Here is an 18,510-nt window from a genome sequence, read left to right as displayed (position 1 = left end):
TTCCTGTCCGCTCACTACGTGATCTCTAAGCTACGTCCTAGCCTGAACAGCTTCGGACCAATTCGCCAACTTGTGGAGAACCCTATGCGCGGCGCTCGTCAACGACCGCAAGCACCGCCTCGCCATATCGTTCAAGCTTGCTACGTCCCACCCCGGGAATCTTCGACAATCCCTGGATTGAATCCGGCTGGTGCTCCGCGATGGACATGAGGGTTGCATCGGTGAATATGACGAATGCCGGGACCGCGTTGGATTGGGCAACCTCCGATCGCCATTCACGCAAAGTCTCAAACAACGCTTCATCATAGGCAGCAGGGCACGAGGCGCAACGTTTGAGCTTTCGCTCTTTTGCACTGGTCAAGAAGGATCCACAGGTCATGCAGACTGCGGGCGTGATTTTCTGTTCGCGTTTGCGGTAGGTGGTCTGCTGCCTGCTGCTGGCTTGGCGTACCGATTTAATTCCATCGAGGAATCGTGATGGGTATCGGTGCGCGCGTCCGCCCGGGGTCCTTGCCAGCGACCAGGACAGGTACAGGTGCTTCCGTGCGCGGGTAATACCCACGTACAGCAGCCGCCGTTCTTCATCGAAGCCCGCTTGGTCCTTGGCATAGGAGATCGGGACCAGGCCTTCGTTCAATCCAACCAGGAATACAGCATCCCATTCCAGCCCCTTGGCTGCGTGGAATGATGCCAAGGTGACGCCATCCAGAGTTGGCGCGTGCTGGATCGCTGCGCGGTCTTCCAATTCCTTGACCACATCGTGCAATGTGGCATCAATGTCTTGTTCTTTTTTAAGCGCAACGACTTCGTCGGCCAGGCGAACCAGTGCCGACATCGATTCCCAACGCTGGCGCACCGCACCAGTGCCGCCGCTTGGGGCATTCGCCGAGTAGCCGTGCGAGGAGAGCACATCGCGCACCATCTGCGCAACCGGAGTATCTGCGGCGACGCTCAAGCCGGCCCGCAAGGCCAGCATCCCTTCCTTGACTTCGCGACGGGAGAAGAACCGCTCGGCACCACGCATTACGTAGGGGATGGAATACGCCGTCAGTGCTTGCTCAAAAGCCTGGGACTGCCCGTTAGTGCGGTACAAGATGGCAATCTCGGAGATGTCCTGGCCGTTTTTGAGCAGCTGCTTGATGCGCTGGGCGACTTCCTCGGCTTCATTTTCGTCATCCGTCGCTTCAAAGAATTCAGGGGCCGGACCGTGATCGCGTTGCGCGATGAGTTCCAGTGGTTCGGGCCAGGTCACGTTACGGTCAGGGACTTGGGATTCAATGCGCCGATTAGCAAGCACCTTATTCGCCAGGTTCACGACTTCAGGAGTGGAGCGGTAATCGCGTACCAGCTTCACGACCTTTGCTTCCGGAAACCGTGTGCCGAAGTTCAGCAAGAAGTCTGGGCGTGCACCGGTGAAAGAATAGATGGTCTGGGAGGCATCGCCCACCACGCACAGTTCGTTGCGCTGGCCAAGCCAGAGATCCAGGAGCCGTTGCTGCAACGGCGAAACGTCCTGGTACTCGTCGACGACGAAGTGGCGGTACTGCTGGCGTACACTGGCTGCGACTTTTTCATTGTCTTCAAGAATTGCAATGGTCAGCAGCAGTACGTCTTCAAAGTCGATAACTCCGCGGTCATCTTTGAGCTCTTCGTAGGTTTGGAAGATGCGGGCCATGCTCACTGCTTCGAGACCGTTGGGCAGTTCTCGGGAAGACGCAATCTTGGCGTAGCTTTCCGGGGTATGCATGGAGACCTTGGCCCATTCGATTTCCGCAGCCAGATCACGGACCATGGCGCGGTCGCTGGAAATGCGCAGGCGACGCGCCGCCTCCGCAATGAGCGGGGCCTTGTGTTCTACCAAGTTCGGCAGGGTACCGCCAACGGCCTGCGGCCAGAAGTACTGCAGCTGGCGCAAGGCAGCTGCGTGGAAGGTACGCGTCTGCACGCCGGGTGCGCCGAGCTGACGCAAGCGGGTACGCATCTCCGCAGCTGCACGCGTGGTGAAAGTCAGCGCGAGAACACTGGTCGGGTTGTAGATGCCAGTATGCACGCCGTGGGCGATCCGGTGGGTAATTGCTCTGGTCTTGCCGGTTCCTGCGCCCGCCAGAATACACAGTGGACCGCTGAGGGTTTCAGCTGCTTGCCGCTGTTCAGCATCCAGTCCCGCCAGCAAATTGTCTGCTGGCGGATTGTCGTATTCGGTCACTTGCTCAGGGCCTCCGGAAGGGGTTCGCCGTACCAGGTACGGATCAATGCGTGGGCTATCGAGACTCCGCGCGGTATATCTATTGTTCCTGATTCCAGAGCTTCACGCAGTTCGGCTCGTGTGAACCAGCGAAGGTCCATGATTTCTGCACCATCCGGAACCAGCTCTTCGCTCAAGGCTTCAGCAGCGAAACCGAGCATCAGCGATCGCGGCATTGGCCAGGGCTGGGAACCGCGGTAGGCGACCTCTCCAATACGCACACCGGATTCTTCAAAGATCTCGCGGCGCACAGCAGACTCTAGGGACTCCCCTGCTTCGACGAATCCTGCAAGCACCGAGTACATCCGGTGCTTGAAGGTGGCGTTGTATCCGAGCAGCAATCGATCTTGGCTGTCGATCACCGAGGCAATGATTGCCGGGTCGGTACGTGGAAAAAGCTCGTGGTCATTGTTCACGCAACGCTGGCCCCACCCGAAGGTGGCAGCCCTAACGGGTGAACCGCAGCGTGGGCAGAATTTCTCTGAACGGATCCAATTGGCGATCGCCTGCGCTTCAACGAAGAGTTCTGCATGCAGTTCATTGAGCAGGTTGAAGCCTTCACGTAGCGTCGTCCAGCGCTCGATGCCGCTGGAGGCATAGTCCTCGGCATCAACGAGAGCCAGAACGTATTCCGTGCCTGATGCACGCCCCAGGTACACCTGGCGCTCGGAGTCTTTTGCGAGGTAGTCCGTGCCGTTGAGAAAGAAGAGATCAGAGCCGATAGTTGCCGCGCCACCACCACTGATCAGCAGCACCTTGGTGCTGCGCTGCTTAAATAGGCCAGGCAAAAGCATCGGGTCTTGCTTTTCGGTCAGTGGGCGCTCAATCAGAGACTGTCCGAAGTGAAGTCCGGTAAGTGGGGTTCGATAAGTTTCTGCCAGAGCCATACCTCTAACCTAATGCACATAGCGCTCCAGAATCTTGATGCTTGCTCAATGTGGATAGCTGTTGATCAATGAGATTCGTCGCAACTCTGAATGTTGCCGGTGAATCCCGCCATATTCCGTGCGTCATTCAACGATAGAAAAGGGAATCTCGCATACGGTGGAACTTGTGAAACGCACTGCCATGGAACTCGCCGCAATTGCCACCGCCGCCGTCCCCGGATTGACTCCGGTAGGCTTCGCGGCGCTGTCCGACGATGCAGAAGATTTTGACTCAGCATTGATCGTCGACGCACTCAAGCATCGCTGGCGCGTTCGTTCACCTCGGCATGACGAGGCAAGCATGCGTCTGGAAGCAGAGCTTTCGGCCTTGCGCGCTTTCTCCGCCAAGGTCCGCGCTTCACTGCCGTTTTCCTTGCCTGCCGTAGCCGGCACCGTGCGCCAGGGCCCACTGCGCACCTTTGTCTACAAGGATATGCCCGGACACGTTCCGACCCTCGATGAATTGGTTGATGTCGGCAGCAACCTGGCCAAGTCGCTGGGCCAATGCATGGCTGCCATCCACCAGATCCCAGATGAAGCTGTTGAAGTGGCAGGCCTGCCGACCTACACTGCCGACGAGATTCGACAGCGCAAACTCAACGAACTGGATACGGCCGCGGCTACGGGCAAGGTGCCAAGCGGTTTACTGCGCCGTTGGGAACACGCCATGGAGGACGTGGCGCTGTGGCGTTTCAACGCTGCCGTAGTTCACGGCGACTTCGATGAAGAGCAGCTGCAGATTTCCCATTCCAGCATCACTGCAGTCAAGGGCTGGACAGATTTGCACGTCGGTGATCCCGCTGATGACTTCGCTTGGCTTTCGGCCATAGAAGACCAGAGCTTCAGCGAGCGCGTTTTCACCGCCTATGTCGAAGCCCGCGGCAAGGCTGCGGATCCGCACATCATGCGTCGCGCCGCGCTGGCCGCCGAATTCGCGCTGGCGCAGTGGCTGGTGAAGTCTTTGGATTCCAAGGACTACGAGCGCATCGCCGAGGCCGAAGAGATGCTACGCGAATTGGACCAGAACATCGCGGAGTACGGTGGCCAGCCATTGTCGGTCGTGGAAGCTCCGCGCCCTTTGGCTCCCCAGCCAGAAGCACCGGCCCAGAAGGCTCCGGAAAAGCCGGCCGCCGTCGCCGCGCCAAGCATTAACACCGACAAGGTCACTCCCCTGGCAGCGGAATCGCCGAACTCCGCAACACCCCGAAGCACAGCGTCCAATGTCCAGGCCGCGCCAGAGGAGTCTGGTGACCAGCCAAAATCTGATGCTGTTCAGGCTGATGCCAAGAACAGTTCGCCTGCGAAGGATGAACCCGCCTCCAAGGCCGCCGAACACGATAGTGATGCAGCGGAGGCCGAGTCAGCTGCCGCACGGCCAATGAGCACGGCTGAGCCTGCTGAAAAGAACAACAAGCCTGTTGAGGACGCCGAGAAGTAAAGACTTCCCAGCGTCCTGAGCGGCTAGCCTTCGAGCTGTTCAAACGCGCTGCTGATCATCTGTTCCAGTTCTTGCTCATCGGAGAGATACTCCGCGTGGATCGTAATGCCCGCCGCCACATAGTAGAAGGCGGCCTTGATCTCCTCTAGCGGGATTCCGTGCAGGCGTGACCAGCCCAGACGATACACCGCGAGCTGGACCAGCTTGCTCTTCAGATCCTTGCCGCTAGGAACTCGACCGGTTTTCCAGTCCAGCATCAGCCACGTACCGTCGTCCATCCGGAAGACGGCATCAATGCGGCCACGCACAGCCACCGGACCCACACGGGTCTCCAATGGAACCTCGACATAGGCCGGCTGCAGCTTGGACCATTCGCTGCATAGGAACGCTTCCTTCATGGATTCAAGGTCCAGCGCCTCATCAAGATAGCCATCTGCCGGATCCTGCAGGTCTCCCAGATCAAGCATTGACGTCTTCTCGTAGAACTCTTCAATCCAGGCATGGAACGCGGTACCGCGCCGTGCAGCGAGCCCCGGTCGACGCGGCACCGGGCGTCGAAGGTTTTCCAGTACCCCAACCGGGTCCTCGGCCAGCTCGACAAACAATGAAGCACGCACATGCTCTGGTGCCTCGATGCTGCGCTCACGGCCAGCCAAGAACTCGCGCTGGCCTAGAAGTTTCTCGGCTTCTTCAGCCCACTGCCTCCCGAAGCTGGTCAGCGGCTCATGATCTGTTGGAACGGATTCGAGATCCTTCGCCACTTCCGCAATGACATTGCGCCGTGAATACGGGTATGGAGTCTTTTGCACTCCCCCCGTGACGACGGGGCCTTCCAATGGATCGTACGGCCACAGCGCTTCAAGGGGCGTCAAAGTGCTCGGGTTTTGTTCCGGCGCTTCTTCGTCCTTCACCCAGACCCCGATCTCCGCCTGGGGTTCCTCGCCTTCGGCCAGCGGAAGCAAACAGGTGAAGAATTCTGATGGCTCGGTTGGCTTGGTACGGGTGCTCGTCCAGACGCTGCTACTGCAAATCAGCAATGACTTGGCGCGGGTCACCGCAACATAGGCCAGGCGACGCTCTTCGGCAATGTGGTGGTCCTCTACCTGGTCCTTGAAGACCGATTCGGCTTCCAGCAGTTCCTTCAAGGCCGGCTGTTCGGTGTCCCATTGGGGCAGGTCGCGGGCGTCGCCACGGATTTCCCAGGGCAGCGCTTTGTCACCGCTGGTCCACCGGTCGGATTTGGAACCCGGGAACACCCCGTCGTTCAAGGTCATCACCGCCACGATGTCCCATTCCAATCCCTTGGACGCGTGAACCGTCAGCAATTGGACTGCCGCGGGGTCAGCATCTTCGCTTGGCAGCGGTAGTCCCTTTTCCTTTTCGGCGGCCTGTTCCAGCCACATCAAGAAGCCGGACAGTTCAACGCGTGGCGCATTGCGGCAGTATTCGCGTACCACATCGGCGAAGGCATCGAGGTTGGCTCGCGCCTTGTCTCGAGATATCCACGGACGGGCAGCCACCTCGATGTCCAGGTTCATGGCGCGTTCGGTCTCGCGAATCAGCGTTTCAAGGTCGTCATTGGCCAGCAGCCGCAGGCCGGCGAGTTCATCGCGCAGGGCCGCCAAGCGCTCGTAGCCCGCTGCGCTAATGGTCCTGCCGTCATTGCTGGTCCACCCTTCCCTGGGCAGGAAGTCCAGTGCTTCGACGAGGCTGGCCGCATCATTGAGTTCGGCGCGGGCCGCCTCGGTCACTGCTTCTTCGGGGCTCTGCGCCTCTTCGCTTTCTGCCGGGTCTGGCTGCAGCCCGCGGGCTCGCCGCCGTTCCAGCTGGCGGGACCAATCGGCGAAGGCCATCAGGTCTGCGGCACCCAGCCGCCAGCGCGCTCCAGCCAATAAGCGCATGAGCTTGTCGGAGCGCAGCGGGTCAACCAGCACGTGCAGGTACGAGACCAGGTCGGTGAGCTCAGGGGTGCTCAGCAATCCGGATAGTCCCACGAGCTGGTATTTGATGCCCCGCTCAGCGAGCACCTCGCCCATGATGCTCAACTGGGTACGATTTCGCGAGAGCACCGCACTGGTCTTCGGCTCGGAAGATGCCCTATTCTCGGCAACAATCATGTCGGCTATGGCGTCTGCCTCGTCGCGAACCGTTGCGCAACGGTTGAGCACCACACGACCTGGCTTGGCATGCGCCGAGGAATCCAAGGGCTTGACCGAGACCGGGCCTTGATGCTGCGGCCCGCCGGCAGTGATGCTATTCGCTGCCGCGAGCACGTTGACGGTATTGCGCCATGCGATGGTCAGGTGCTTCACGTGGGCGACGTCCCGGCCTGTGTCCCGAACAATCGGGAAGACTTCTGGGAATCGGAACAGCTGACCGGCACTAGCCCCGCGGAATCCGTAGATGGATTGGTTAGGGTCACCCACCGCGGTGACCGGATGGCCTTCGCCATAGAGTTGAGAGAAGAGCACCATCTGCGCGTGCGAGGTGTCCTGGAATTCATCCAGCAGCACCACCTTGTGGCTAGCCCGTTCGGCGAGCGCAGCTGCCGGCACCTCCTGGGCGATACGCGCTGCGTGGGCCACCAAGTCGCCGTAGTCCATCACCCCGAGGCGCTTCTTTTCCCGGGCGTACTCTTCAGCCAACTCAGCGATGGTGGCACGTGAAGCCAGCTTGTCGATGAGCTTGAGGGCTGCTTGGGTAGTTTTCTTGGGCTTCTCTGCGTCCATCGGCAAGGTGCGCAGGCGTGCCACCAGGTCATCAATCCACTGATGGGCCTCAGGTGCGGTGACCAAGTGCTCGGATGCTTCCGAACTGAAGGAAACGATGGCATCAATCAGTGTGCTGGTGGCACTGTTCAGGTGCTCGTAGTTGCCGGTGTATCTTTCCAGCACCGAGTGGGCCACCTGCCATGATTGGGCCGCGCCCAACAAGGCACTGTCTTCTTCAAGGCCAAGCCGCAGCCCATGGTCTTGGACCAGGGTGTTGGCGTAGGAGTGGTAGGTGGATACCGCAGGGTCAAGGAAGTCCCGGGTTTCTTCTGGGCTGAGCAGACCGGTGGCCACAAGCTGCGCGATCTTGGCACGGATACGCACGGAAAGCTCTCCCGCTGCCTTGCGGGTAAAGGTCACCCCGAGAATCTCTTCCGGCCGGACCAGCTGGTTGGCTACCAGCCAGACGACTTTATCCGCCATGGTTTTGGTCTTGCCCGAGCCGGCGCCGGCGATGACCAGCATCGGTTCCAATGGCGCAGCGACTATCTCAGCCTGCTGCGCGGTGGGCGGAAACTGCTCGCCCAGGGCTGCGGAGAGTTCTTCTGGAGTGAATCTGATATTGCTCATGGTTCGGTGACCTGTCGTCCTTGGGCGCACAAAGGGCAGATTTCAGGCAGCGTGCAGTTGCCGAGGATCCCTGCGGCTCCCGAAACGTGCCGGGTGATGAATTCACTGTTTCCCATCAGCGAGGCAGCTTCGAAGATGAGCGCGCGGGCCCAGTCCCCTTCACCAATTGATGGTTGTTCACGGACCGAGGCGCCCTTGGTGCTGGTACCGACGTAGACCAAGGATGCGCCGGCTGGCTCATCCGGGAGTCCTGCAGTTTCCTCGTGATCTTGCAACGCGCCGAGCTGGATTGCGGTTTGGTAGACGCCTAGCTGCGGGTGTTCCAAGGTTGCGTCCTTGGATGGCGCAGTGGAACCGGTTTTCAGGTCAACGACCCTCACCTTGCCGTTGGCGTCAGCTTCGACGCGGTCGATAATTCCGCGAAGCTGGATATGCGTGCCGTCAGGGGCCGGGACCTCGATCTGGAACGGCATCTCGCGAGCCACCAGTTCGCGTCCTTCTTGGCGCATGGTGACGCAGTAGGCGGCGAACTTCTTGAGCATGCTATTGGCACGGTCGAAGTCCCTTTGACCTTCCCAGTTCTCCAGTTTTTCCAGCTCTGGCCAGCGTTGCTCCAGGATCTGCTGGTATTCGCTTCCGCTTGCATCGGGATGCTCTTCGGCGATGGAGTGGATCAGCGTACCCAAGGAGGCCGCGAAATCGCGGGCAGCGGTTCCACCAGCGCTTTGCACAAACCAGTTCAGCGGCGATTTCACCAGGGTTTCCACCTTCGACGGTGACACCCGCCGAGGCTGGTCTTCCGGGATAACCGGTTCATGGGTAGTCAGTTCGCGCAACCCCCACCAGGAACTTGGATGCGCTCCTCGCACCGGGCGCTCTGCCTGAGCCAGGCGTCCAAGCACGTGGGTGGCGTCCTGGTACAGGTTAGCTGCTTCCACATCGTCCGGCGCTGGCGCTGCCCCAAGGCCGGCGGCCCTGGCTCTCTCGGCGGTGCTGCGCAGCTCTGCCACCAAGGTTGGAAGCGAACGGATGCGCGGAACCGCGGTTGGTTCCCTGCCTTCTGGCCCCGGTGGCTCGACCAGATCCAGGAAAGAGGAAGGCTGGCTGTCTTCGTTATCGACCGCCGTGCAAATCAGCTGGTCTCCAGCACGGGAGACGGCATTGCTGAAGCTGCGCAATTCGTCGTTGCGGATTTGGCGTACCAGATGCGTTGGCGTTCGGGTGGCCAGGAATTCAATGCCATGCTCCGCGGCGTCGGCGAGCGCATTGGAACCGAGCAGCTCGCCACGGAGCCGGAGGTTGGGCCAGGAGCCTTCTTGCAGCCCGGGGATAAAGACCACTGGCCATTGCTTTCCGGCAGCGGCAGCGGTAGTGAGAACCGTGACGGTTTGCCCACCGGCAGCACGGGTTGCCAAGGAGTCCATGGGCAATTCCTGCTGCAAGATGTGCTCGATGAACTGCTGGACGCTGGCGCCGGGAAGCTGATCCACAAAACGTTCTGCGGCTTGGAAAAGCGACAGGACAGCATCCAGGTCATGATCTGCGCGGCGGGCGGCAGTGCCGGTGCCCAGGGCCTCTTCGCGCCAGGCCTTTGCCCGGCCCGAGGCCTCCCACATCACCCAGAGCGCTGTTTCCGGTGTAGCGGTTCCGCTGGCCAGTTCGTCTTGCAGCGCGGAGTACATCTTCAGCAGCCGGTTCAATCCGTAACCCGGCTTGCCCAATTTCTCGGCCATTGCCGGTTCACGCAGGCAGGATTCAAGCAACTCCTGGCTGGAGCGGCGTCCGCCGGCTGCGGCTTCCTGCTGGCGCAAGAGCTGGCGGATCCGGCGGATTTCCAAGGCAGTGCTCATCCCATAACGCGACAGCAGCAGGTTCTGCATCAGGAGCGGGTCATCGGTGACAGAATCGCTGAACGCCAAGTTCAACAGGTCAAGCAGCGGACGGACCGCACCTTCATCCTTCAATGGAATTTCGGCCGGCGGCACCTGCACGCCGATTCCCTGGCCTTCAAGAAAACGGCTGAAGGAGCGCACCTGTGAACCGTTGCGCACCACAATCGCAATTTCAGCGAGGCTGCGGTTCTCGTAGAGGTTCAGATGCACTATCCGCTGGGCAATGAAACGTTCTTCCAAGGTGGAATTCTCGAATACCAGTGCCTGGCACAGTTCGTGTTCCGGCACGTTCAACGGCTCAATAGCTCGTCCGCGCAAGCCTGCAGCCAGCGGCACGCGGCTGACGATCCGTTTCCATGCCTCGGTGATCTGTCCAGACATTCGATAGCCGTGGGTCAGTTCGAGGCAGGTCGCTTCGCCAGCACTCGCGTAATTCTGTGCGAAACGATGCAATTCATCGGTGCGGGCACCGCGGAATCCCTGAACTACGCTGTCGGGTGCAGCGAAAGCGACCATGGCGCGGTCCTTGCCGAGCAGAGCCAGGAGGCGGTGCTGCGACAGGGTGGCTTCTTGCAGGTCATCCACGAGGATCAGGGCCAACCGGTCCTGTTCTGCGTGCAGGAACGCTTCATTGTCTTCCAGAATTTGTGCCGCCCGGGTAATCAGCCCTGCCGGGTCGAAGGCTTCGGCGCTGCCCAAGTCCAGCAGGTCGCGGTATTCCTGGTAGAACAGCGCAGCAGCGTGCCATTCGGGGCGGTTGGCTTGCTGGCCGAGGTCAGCGATGTCTGCAGGTTCCAATCCCAGCTCTGAAACACGGTCGAAGAACTCGCGGATTTCCTTGCGGAAGCCGCGAGTCCCTACTGCCAGCGCCAGTTCGCTTGGCCACTGCGGTCCTTCGGTGAGGCCTTCGGCATGGCCTTCCAGCAGGTGGCCGATGAGGGTGTCCTGTTCCGGACCGGAGAGCAAGCGGGGAATGCGTTCGAGCTGGGGCAAGAGTCCTTCAACGCGGGCACGGCGGATCAAGTCAAAGGCATAAGCCGACCAGGTGCGAACCACCGGTTCGGTGAAAGTCCGTTCTGCTCGGCGGCTGAGCTCATCACGGATCGAGGCAGCGGTCAGTCGAGTTGGCCCGATGATCAAGAGGGCCTGCGGATCGAGCCCGGCGTCAAGGTGCGCCACCGCGGTGTCGATGAGCAGATGGGTCTTGCCGGTACCCGGAGCCCCAGTGACCAGGACCGGGCTTTCCACCGAATGCAAGTGGCCAAGGACCGAGGTGGCTTCTTCGCGGGGCTGGCTTCGGGTCTCTTCCATACTCATAGTTGATCATCCATCTCGGACATTTTGGGGTTGCCCAGCGCCGTACGCAGCGCGTCAATTTTTTCCCACGCCCAGTCGTTGGGGTTCCAGCGGTATCTATTCATGTTCACGTGACGGCCAGGTGCTGCCAGTTCTTCTGCGATCCAGTGCCGTTCTGCTGCTTCGGCAAGCGCATCGGCCATGGAACCGTTGGAGCGGATAATCCGCCACCATGGTGTCCCTTCCGGCGCGCTTGCCATCGCCTTGCCCGTTTGGCGTGCTCCCCCGCTTCCGAGAAGTTCTGCCACGTCCTTGTAGCTGAGCACCGCCCCTGCCGGGACGAGTGCTGCGAGGCGATGCACCGCCTCTGAATAGTCCAGGGGCTTTTCGGCTGCGTCAGATGTCATAGCCCTATTCTGCCAATTAGCTTGCAGGACTCCACAACACGCAATTCGCAGGGCCGTCCTGTCCCGCCTTGGCTGTAGCGTTATATCCATGACTGAATGGCACAAGGGCCTGGCAATTGGCTTTGATTTGGAAACCACTGGTGTTGATACCAATACTGCACGCATCGTTACGGCATCGGTTGTCTTGCTGGATGCCGATGGCAAAGTGGTGAACAACCGCGAGTGGCTGGTAAACCCCGGGGTCGAGATTCCAGAGGCCGCGGCCGCAGTTCACGGAATCTCCACCGAGAAAGCCCGCGCCGACGGTGCCCCGGCGAAACAGTCCGTTCAGGAGATCTTGAATTTGCTGAAGTTCGCCTCGGAGCAAGCGCCAATCGTTGCTTTTAATGCTTCGTACGATTTCTCAGTGCTCTACAGCGAAGCCGTTCGCTACGACCTTGAGCCGTTTTTCCCGGGCAATGTGATCGATCCGTTCATCATCGACAAGCAGGTTGACAAGTTCCGCAAGGGGAAGCGCACCCTTGCGGCGGCTTGCGAGTTCTACGGTGTAGTCCTCGAAAATGCGCACACCTCGTTGGCCGATGCAGTTGCCTGCGTCGAGGTCGCTCGCCAGCTGGGCGAACGCTATCCGCAGTTGCAAGTAGATCCGATGGTGCTGCACGGCTGGCAGATCGGTTGGGCGAAAGAACAGGCAGAAAGTTTCCAGAAATACTTGCGCAAGACGAAGCCTGAAGCTGTTGTCGACGGCGCTTGGCCTATCACCGAGTCGTAAAGATTGAAATAATCAGCTTCTTGTGCCCCGTTTCACATGGGGTCAACAGGCCTCGCGACCACCATGCGGAAGCCAATCGTTCATTTTCTGTCACAAATCAACAAATTATATTCGAAGGCTCCCCCATTAAGGCCTCATACTAAGAATCTTGACTGTAATTTCCCCTTGATTCGGGCGATTTTGTTCGATGATGATTCAATGGAGGGTACTCTCTACACCCTTTGAGAATCTGAAGGAACACGCCTAGTGATCACAGTCAGTGACCTGCGCAAGGTCTACCAGCAAGACGGCAAGGATGTTGTTGCCCTTGATGGTGTCAGCCTTGAAGTCCCTACCGGGAAAATTCATGGCATCGTCGGACATTCCGGAGCGGGTAAATCCACTCTCGTCCGTTGCTTGACCTTGCTCGACCAGCCCACATCCGGAACCGTTGCCGTTAACGGCAAGGAGCTGACCAACGTCAGCACCGACGAGTTACGGAATGCGCGACGTCGAATTGGCATGGTTTTCCAGCACGCGAACCTCTTCGACTCGCGCACCACCGAGCAGAATGTGGCATACCCGCTGGAGCTTGGTGGCATGCCCAAAGCCGAAATTGATGCCAAGGTCGCTGAACTCCTGGAGCTCGTGGGCCTGACCAGGTTCGCCAAAGGGTACCCATCCCAGCTTTCCGGTGGCCAGCGCCAGCGCGTTGGTATCGCCCGGGCGCTGGCCACCGATCCGGATGTCCTGCTCTGTGATGAGCCGACCAGTGCCTTGGATCCGAAGACCACCGATGAAATCCTCGATTTGGTCAAGAAGCTGCGCGATCGGTTGAACATCACCGTGCTGATCATTACCCACGAAATGCACGTCGTGAAGCAAGCCTGCGATTCCGTTTCGCTGCTGGAAGGCGGCAAGATCGTGGAGCACGGCAATATCGAACAGGTCATCACCAACGCCGAAGGCACTTTGGCTTCCACGTTGCTCCCGCTTCCGGGCGACGCACCACGCATCGAGGGCGAAGGACCGATCCTGGACCTGCTCTACACCGGCGGCCAGGCGACCCAGCCTGTCATCTCTTCCATTGCCCGCTTGTTCAATACCGATGTCAATGTCTTGGCTGGTTCGGTCGAGCAGCTTGGCAACCAGCAGTACGCGCACTTGCGCCTGCAGCTGGCTCCCGACGCGGATCTGGATGCAATCGTGAACCACCTGAAGTCCACCGGCATCGCCGTAACCGTGAAGGGAGCCAAGTAAGCAATGGATTTCTTCACCCCCACCGTACTCAAGGCCGTAGGCCAAGCGACCGTCGAAACCCTGCAGATGGTCTTGATCTCAGGTGTGATCACCGTGATCATCGGACTGCTGCTGGGTATCTTGCTGCATGTCACTGGCAAAGGCGGACTGGCGCCGGTCCGCTGGCTAAACGCGATTCTCTCCACGGTGATCGTGAACATCACCCGTTCCGTCCCGTTCGCCATCTTAATGGTCGCCCTGATTCCGTTCGCCGCGATGCTCATCGGCACCGCGCTGGGCCCGATCGCTGCCTCGGTCTCTTTGACCATCGGCACGGTCCCATTTTTCGCCCGCCTGGTGGAAACCGCCTTGCGCGATGTTTCCGCTGGCAAGGTCGATGCCGCGCTGGTGATGGGTTCCACCAAGCTGCAAACCATTCGCAAGGTCCTGGTGCCTGAAGCCATGCCCGGCATCATTTCGGCCGTCACCACCACTCTGGTGACCTTGATCGGCTACTCCGCGATGGCTGGCTTGGTAGGCGGTGGCGGTTTGGGTCGTCTGGCCTACAACTACGGCTACGTCCGCTACAACATGCCCATCATGCTTGCGACCATCGTGATTATCGTGATCATGGTCCAGCTGGTGCAGGTCATCGGTGATGCGATCGCCCGCAAGGTCGATCACCGCTAGTCAAAACTTCCGCCGGTCTATCCGGCGGAGCCGTGGAACCGCTGAGGACACGGCAAATCCACTCGCATCGTGCCTCACGGCTCTACCTAAGGAAAGACAAGTTATGCGCAAGAAACTCGCACTCGCCATCACCGGTGTTGCCACCGCATTCGCCCTGACTGCTTGCGGCAGCAGCGAACCAACTGCTGATGCTGCAGCGACCCTGGATCCGGCAAACCCTACGGTTATCAAGGTAGGCGCCAGCCCGGTCCCACAGGCAGACATCCTGAACTTCATCGATGAGAACTTGGCGAAGGAAGCCGGCATCGACTTGGAAGTCATGGAGATCGATGACTACGTCACCCCGAACACCGGACTTGCCGACGGCTCGCTGGATGCCAACTACTTCCAGACCGAGGCCTACCTGGCTACCGAGATGAAGGAAAAGGGCTACGAGTTCGCGCACGGCGCTGGCGTTCATGTGGAGCCAATGACCGTCTTCTCGAAGAAGTTCAAGGACGCCAAGGACGTCGCAGAAGGCACCAAGGTACTGCTGAACAACGACCCGGTGAATCAGATCCGCGGCATGCGCGTCCTGGAAGAAGCAGGGCTGCTGCAGAACCTCAGCGATGATGATTCCCTGCTGACCGTCAACGGCAACGCGGACAAGAACCCGCTGAACCTCGAAATCACTGACGCCAACGCCGAGCAGGTCGTCCAGTACTACAAGTCCGATGATTCCATCGGCTTGGCGGTCATCAACGGCAACTACATCGTCCAGGCCAAGCTGGACAAAGCAGAGATGCTTGCCCAGGAGTCGGGCGCGAACAACCCCAACGCCAACTTCCTGACCTGGCGCGACGGCGAAGAGACCCCGGCTGTTGCGAAGCTTGAAGAGCTGTTGCACTCCGATGAGGTCCGCGATTACATCGAGAAGACCTGGACCGACGGCAGCGTTATCGCCGCTTTCTAATCCGGTTTCCAGCCACGGGGCATTCCCGAACGCTTGAACCTTGACTGCCCGAGTTCCGTATACGGAACTCGGGCAGTTCCGTTTCCCACCGTCTTTCCAGGCTTAAATGAGCCAGGGCCAGGCAAGCACCTCACGGTGCCTGCCTGGCCCTGGCTGTTGCCCTCGGGAGCCTGCAATTAGGCCGTGGCGGCCGCAGCGGCCCGGGCAGCTGCTGGGAGGGCCGCGAAGATCTTCTCCATTGCGGCATCATCATGGGCCGCCGAGACGAACCATGCTTCGAAGACGCTTGGCGGCAGGTACACCCCGGAGTCCAGCATCGAGTGGAAGAACGGTGCATAGCGGAAGGCTTCCTGCCCCTGCGCGTCAGCGTAGTTGCGCACTCCCCTTTCGGAGGTGCCGAATGCTACCGAGAACAAGGTACCGGCGCGCTGGATCGAGTGGTCCAGGCCAGCAGCATTGAAGGATTCGGTGATGGCACCCTGCAGCGCCTCGGACTGCTTGGCCAGGTGCGCGTAGACGTCCTCGGTCGCGTGGGTCAGCTGGGCGATGCCGGCAGCCATCGCTACCGGGTTGCCCGACAGCGTGCCTGCCTGGTAGACCGGACCCAATGGTGCCAGGTAGTCCATGACCTCAGCGCGTCCGCCCAGGGCCGCGGTGGGCAAACCGCCGCCGATGACCTTGCCGAAGGTGTAGAGGTCTGCGTTCCAGCCCTCTTCCTTGCCGGTCAGGCCCCAGTAGCCCGATGAGGAAGCGCGGAAGCCGGTGAGGACCTCGTCGAGGATCAGCAGCGCGCCGTGCTTGGCGGTAGTTTCCTTCAGGAACTTGTTGAATCCGTCCTCTGGAACTACGACACCCATGTTGCACGGAGCAGATTCGGTAATCACCGCAGCGATATTCGCACCGTGCTCGGCGAAGGCCGCCTCGATGGCGGCGCGGTCGTTATAGGGCAGCACCAAGGTCTCTGCTGCCGTGGCAGCGGTCACGCCGGCGGAACCTGGCAAGGCCAGGGTGGCAACACCCGAGCCGGCGTCGGCCAGCAGGCCATCGAGGTGGCCGTGGTAGCAGCCGGAGAACTTGATGACAAGGTCACGGCCGGTGTAGCCGCGGGCCAGGCGGACGGCGGTCATGGTGGCTTCGGTGCCGGTGGAGACCATGCGCACGCGTTCCACCCCGCCCATGCGGGACTTGATCAGCGCGCCGAGCTTGGCCTCATCCGGAGTGGATGCGCCGAAGGACAAACCGCGGTCCACGGCCGCGTGCACGGCAGCCTGGATCTCCGGGTGGGCGTGGCCCAGCAGTGCCGGACCCCATGAGCACACCAGGTCGACATACTCCTTGCCGTCGGCGTCGGTCAGGTATGCGCCCTTGGCACCGACCATGAATGGAGGAACACCGCCGACCGAACCGAAGGCGCGCACCGGGGAGTTCACGCCACCTGGCATGACTTCGCGGGCTTCGGCGAAAAGCTTTTCAGAGTTCGACATGTTATTACTTGCCTTCCTTGAGCCAGCCGGCAACTTCGGCTGCATAGTAGGTGAGGATCTGCTGGGCACCGGAGCGCTTGATCGACAGCAGCGATTCAAGCACGGACGCCTTGCGGTCAATCCAGCCGTTGGCGGCGGCGGCCTCGATCATCGAGTACTCGCCGGAAATCTGGTAGGCGGAGACTGGAACTGGGGAAATATCGGCAATATCGCGCACGATATCCAGGTAGCTCATGGCCGGCTTGACCATGATCATGTCCGCGCCTTCGGCAATATCCAGTTCAGCTTCCAGCACCGCTTCGCTGCGGTTGGCCGAATCCATCTGGTAGGTGCGGCGGTCCCCCACCAGCTGGGAGTCCACTGCCTCGCGGAACGGGCCGTAGAAGGCGCTGGCGTACTTGGCGCTGTAGGCGAGGATGGAGACATCCTGGCGCCCGGCAGCATCCAGTGCCTGGCGGATGACGCCGATCTGGCCGTCCATCATGCCCGACGGGCCCAGCATGTGGGCGCCGGCCTCGGCCTGGGCCACTGCCATCTGGCCGTAGATTTCCAAGGTGGCATCGTTATCCACGTTGCCCTGGGCATCGAGCACGCCGCAATGGCCGTGCGAGGTGAATTCATCCAGGCAGACATCGGACATGACTACCAGTTCATCGCCTACCTCGGCGCGCACCGCGGCAATGCCGCGGTTCAAGATGCCCTGCGGGTCCAGACCGGCCGAGCCGTTCTCGTCGCGTACTTCCGGGATGCCAAAGAGCATGATGCCACCCAGCCCCAGCTCGGCCGCGTACGCCGCGGCAGCCTTCAGCGAGTCCATGGTGTGCTGGTAGACCCCCGGCATGGAGGTGATCTCGTTGGGTTCGACCAGTCCCTCGCGCACGAAGGCAGGCAAGATCAGTTGGCGTGCCGAAAGCTCATTTTCTGCCACCAGGCGGCGGATGGCAGGATTCTGCCGCAACCGGCGCGGGCGATGCTGAGGGAAACCCATGGCTCCTCTTTCTCCAGTTCTCATAACTTCTTATTCCGTTGTGCACACTTCCGGTCCCGGAGTTACCGGTGCCGGAGCAAATCTTGGGCCGCACGGGCCAGGCCCTGCGGGGTGGGAGCGGAGGCCACGGCATGCACCGGCAGCCCGGCACGCTCCATAGCCCGGGCCGTTGGATGGCCAATCGCGATGGTCTGCAGCTTCCCGGGCAGCTGCGTCCCTGCCAGCTGCACGAAGCGGCGGACCACGCTGGGCGCCGAGAAGACCACCAAATCCTGTTCTTCCAGTCTGTCACCGATCCGGTTCGCCGGTAGGACGTTGAGTCCGGCTGCCGCTTCCGGCTCAGAGACCGGGGTGCCGGGCGCCGGGGCATCCACGGTTTCATAGGCAATGAATTCGTTGACCTGCACCGGGTATTTGCCCAGCCCATCAGCCAGCGTGGAGCTGGCCAGATCGCCGTGCGGATAGCAGATCCTGGCACCCGGCTCAGGGATCCATGCCGCAAGCATGCCGGCAGCCGATTGCTCTTCAGCTTCGAAGTCCACGCTGCGGCCCAAGTGCCGCTTGATGGCCTCGGTGGTCTTCTCTCCAACCGAGGCCAGACGCAGCTGCTCCGGCAGGAGCGCTCCAGCCAGCACCTGCTGCACCACCTTGACGGTATTCACCGAGGTGAAGACCAGCCAGGAGTAGTCTCCGGCGACCAGATCGCTGGCCATGCGCTGCAATGCGCTGCGGTCGGCGGGCCAAACAGTTTCGATCAGCTGGGCGCACCACGAGGTGATGCCCAGCCGATCGAATTCCTGCACGGTGGCCGCGGCACGTGCCGGGTTGCGCAGGATCAGTACTTGATAAGCCATGGTCCGG

At 60.6% G+C, this 18,510-nt stretch carries 13 protein-coding genes; 5 read left to right on the top strand and 8 right to left on the bottom strand.

Annotation, left to right across the window (positions count from 1 at the left end):
- Window positions 1–82: 82 nt before the first annotated feature.
- On the bottom strand, window positions 83–2,206 hold the full coding sequence (locus ACIOJF_RS02280) for an ATP-dependent DNA helicase UvrD2 (protein ID WP_105661506.1): 2,124 nt from the start codon (window positions 2,204–2,206) through the stop codon (window positions 83–85).
- Window positions 2,203–3,039 carry an NAD(+) diphosphatase gene (nudC, locus tag ACIOJF_RS02275; RefSeq protein ID WP_286134575.1) on the bottom strand — a complete coding sequence of 279 codons (837 nt, stop codon included), beginning with the start codon at window positions 3,037–3,039 and terminating at the stop codon, window positions 2,203–2,205. Before nudC ends, ACIOJF_RS02280 begins: the two co-directional genes overlap by 4 nt.
- A 259-nt stretch (window positions 3,040–3,298) precedes the next feature.
- On the opposite strand from nudC, the gene ACIOJF_RS02270 reads away from it, so the two are divergent.
- The gene (locus ACIOJF_RS02270) at window positions 3,299–4,609 is read left to right on the top strand and encodes a phosphotransferase (RefSeq protein WP_105657502.1); all 1,311 of its coding nucleotides are present in this window, start codon (window positions 3,299–3,301) and stop codon (window positions 4,607–4,609) included.
- Window positions 4,610–4,632: 23 nt separating this feature from the next.
- Here the strand turns inward: ACIOJF_RS02270 and ACIOJF_RS02265 are convergent, their stop codons facing one another.
- Genes ACIOJF_RS02265 through ACIOJF_RS02255 form a run of 3 tightly spaced genes read right to left on the bottom strand, consistent with a single transcriptional unit; the run spans window position 4,633 to window position 11,545 of the window.
- On the bottom strand, window positions 4,633–7,950 hold the full coding sequence (locus ACIOJF_RS02265; RefSeq protein WP_105661508.1) for an ATP-dependent DNA helicase: 3,318 nt from the start codon (window positions 7,948–7,950) through the stop codon (window positions 4,633–4,635).
- Window positions 7,947–11,159: an ATP-dependent DNA helicase gene (locus ACIOJF_RS02260; RefSeq protein WP_133833705.1), complete on the bottom strand. Its 3,213-nt coding sequence runs from the start codon at window positions 11,157–11,159 to the stop codon at window positions 7,947–7,949. The genes ACIOJF_RS02265 and ACIOJF_RS02260 overlap by 4 nt, the downstream gene beginning before the upstream one ends.
- The gene (locus ACIOJF_RS02255; protein ID WP_166650728.1) at window positions 11,156–11,545 is read right to left on the bottom strand and encodes an MGMT family protein; all 390 of its coding nucleotides are present in this window, start codon (window positions 11,543–11,545) and stop codon (window positions 11,156–11,158) included. Before ACIOJF_RS02255 ends, ACIOJF_RS02260 begins: the two co-directional genes overlap by 4 nt.
- Window positions 11,546–11,633: 88 nt before the next feature.
- Between ACIOJF_RS02255 and ACIOJF_RS02250 the strand changes: the two genes are divergently transcribed.
- The 4 genes from ACIOJF_RS02250 to ACIOJF_RS02235 all read left to right on the top strand — a co-directional run bounded on the left by ACIOJF_RS02250 (window position 11,634) and on the right by ACIOJF_RS02235 (window position 15,177).
- Window positions 11,634–12,317, top strand: a complete 684-nt coding sequence (locus ACIOJF_RS02250; protein ID WP_105657505.1) for a 3'-5' exonuclease — start codon at window positions 11,634–11,636, stop codon at window positions 12,315–12,317.
- A gap of 246 nt (window positions 12,318–12,563) precedes the next feature.
- Window positions 12,564–13,556, top strand: a complete 993-nt coding sequence (locus tag ACIOJF_RS02245; RefSeq protein WP_105657506.1) for a methionine ABC transporter ATP-binding protein — start codon at window positions 12,564–12,566, stop codon at window positions 13,554–13,556.
- Between the two features lie 3 nt (window positions 13,557–13,559).
- Complete coding sequence (locus ACIOJF_RS02240; protein WP_105657507.1) at window positions 13,560–14,225, top strand: methionine ABC transporter permease; 666 nt, start codon at window positions 13,560–13,562, stop codon at window positions 14,223–14,225.
- A 103-nt stretch (window positions 14,226–14,328) separates the two neighbouring features.
- Complete coding sequence (locus tag ACIOJF_RS02235; protein WP_105657508.1) at window positions 14,329–15,177, top strand: MetQ/NlpA family ABC transporter substrate-binding protein; 849 nt, start codon at window positions 14,329–14,331, stop codon at window positions 15,175–15,177.
- Between the two features lie 176 nt (window positions 15,178–15,353).
- Here the strand turns inward: ACIOJF_RS02235 and hemL are convergent, their stop codons facing one another.
- From hemL to ACIOJF_RS02220, 3 genes are all read right to left on the bottom strand, one after another.
- The gene (gene hemL, locus ACIOJF_RS02230; RefSeq protein ID WP_400288341.1) at window positions 15,354–16,661 is read right to left on the bottom strand and encodes a glutamate-1-semialdehyde 2,1-aminomutase; all 1,308 of its coding nucleotides are present in this window, start codon (window positions 16,659–16,661) and stop codon (window positions 15,354–15,356) included.
- 4 nt (window positions 16,662–16,665) lie between these two features.
- Window positions 16,666–17,649, bottom strand: coding sequence for a porphobilinogen synthase (gene hemB, locus ACIOJF_RS02225; protein ID WP_105657510.1), 984 nt, complete (start codon window positions 17,647–17,649; stop codon window positions 16,666–16,668).
- A 62-nt stretch (window positions 17,650–17,711) separates the two neighbouring features.
- Window positions 17,712–18,503 carry a uroporphyrinogen-III synthase gene (locus ACIOJF_RS02220; protein WP_105657511.1) on the bottom strand — a complete coding sequence of 264 codons (792 nt, stop codon included), beginning with the start codon at window positions 18,501–18,503 and terminating at the stop codon, window positions 17,712–17,714.
- Window positions 18,504–18,510: the final 7 nt, after the last annotated feature.

The sequence above is a fragment of the Glutamicibacter sp. NPDC087831 genome (assembly GCF_044742845.1).
In the GTDB taxonomy this organism is placed as follows: domain Bacteria; phylum Actinomycetota; class Actinomycetes; order Actinomycetales; family Micrococcaceae; genus Glutamicibacter.
The sequence above is the reverse complement of the archived record's forward strand: the minus strand, read 5'-3'. Positions and strand labels throughout refer to the sequence as shown.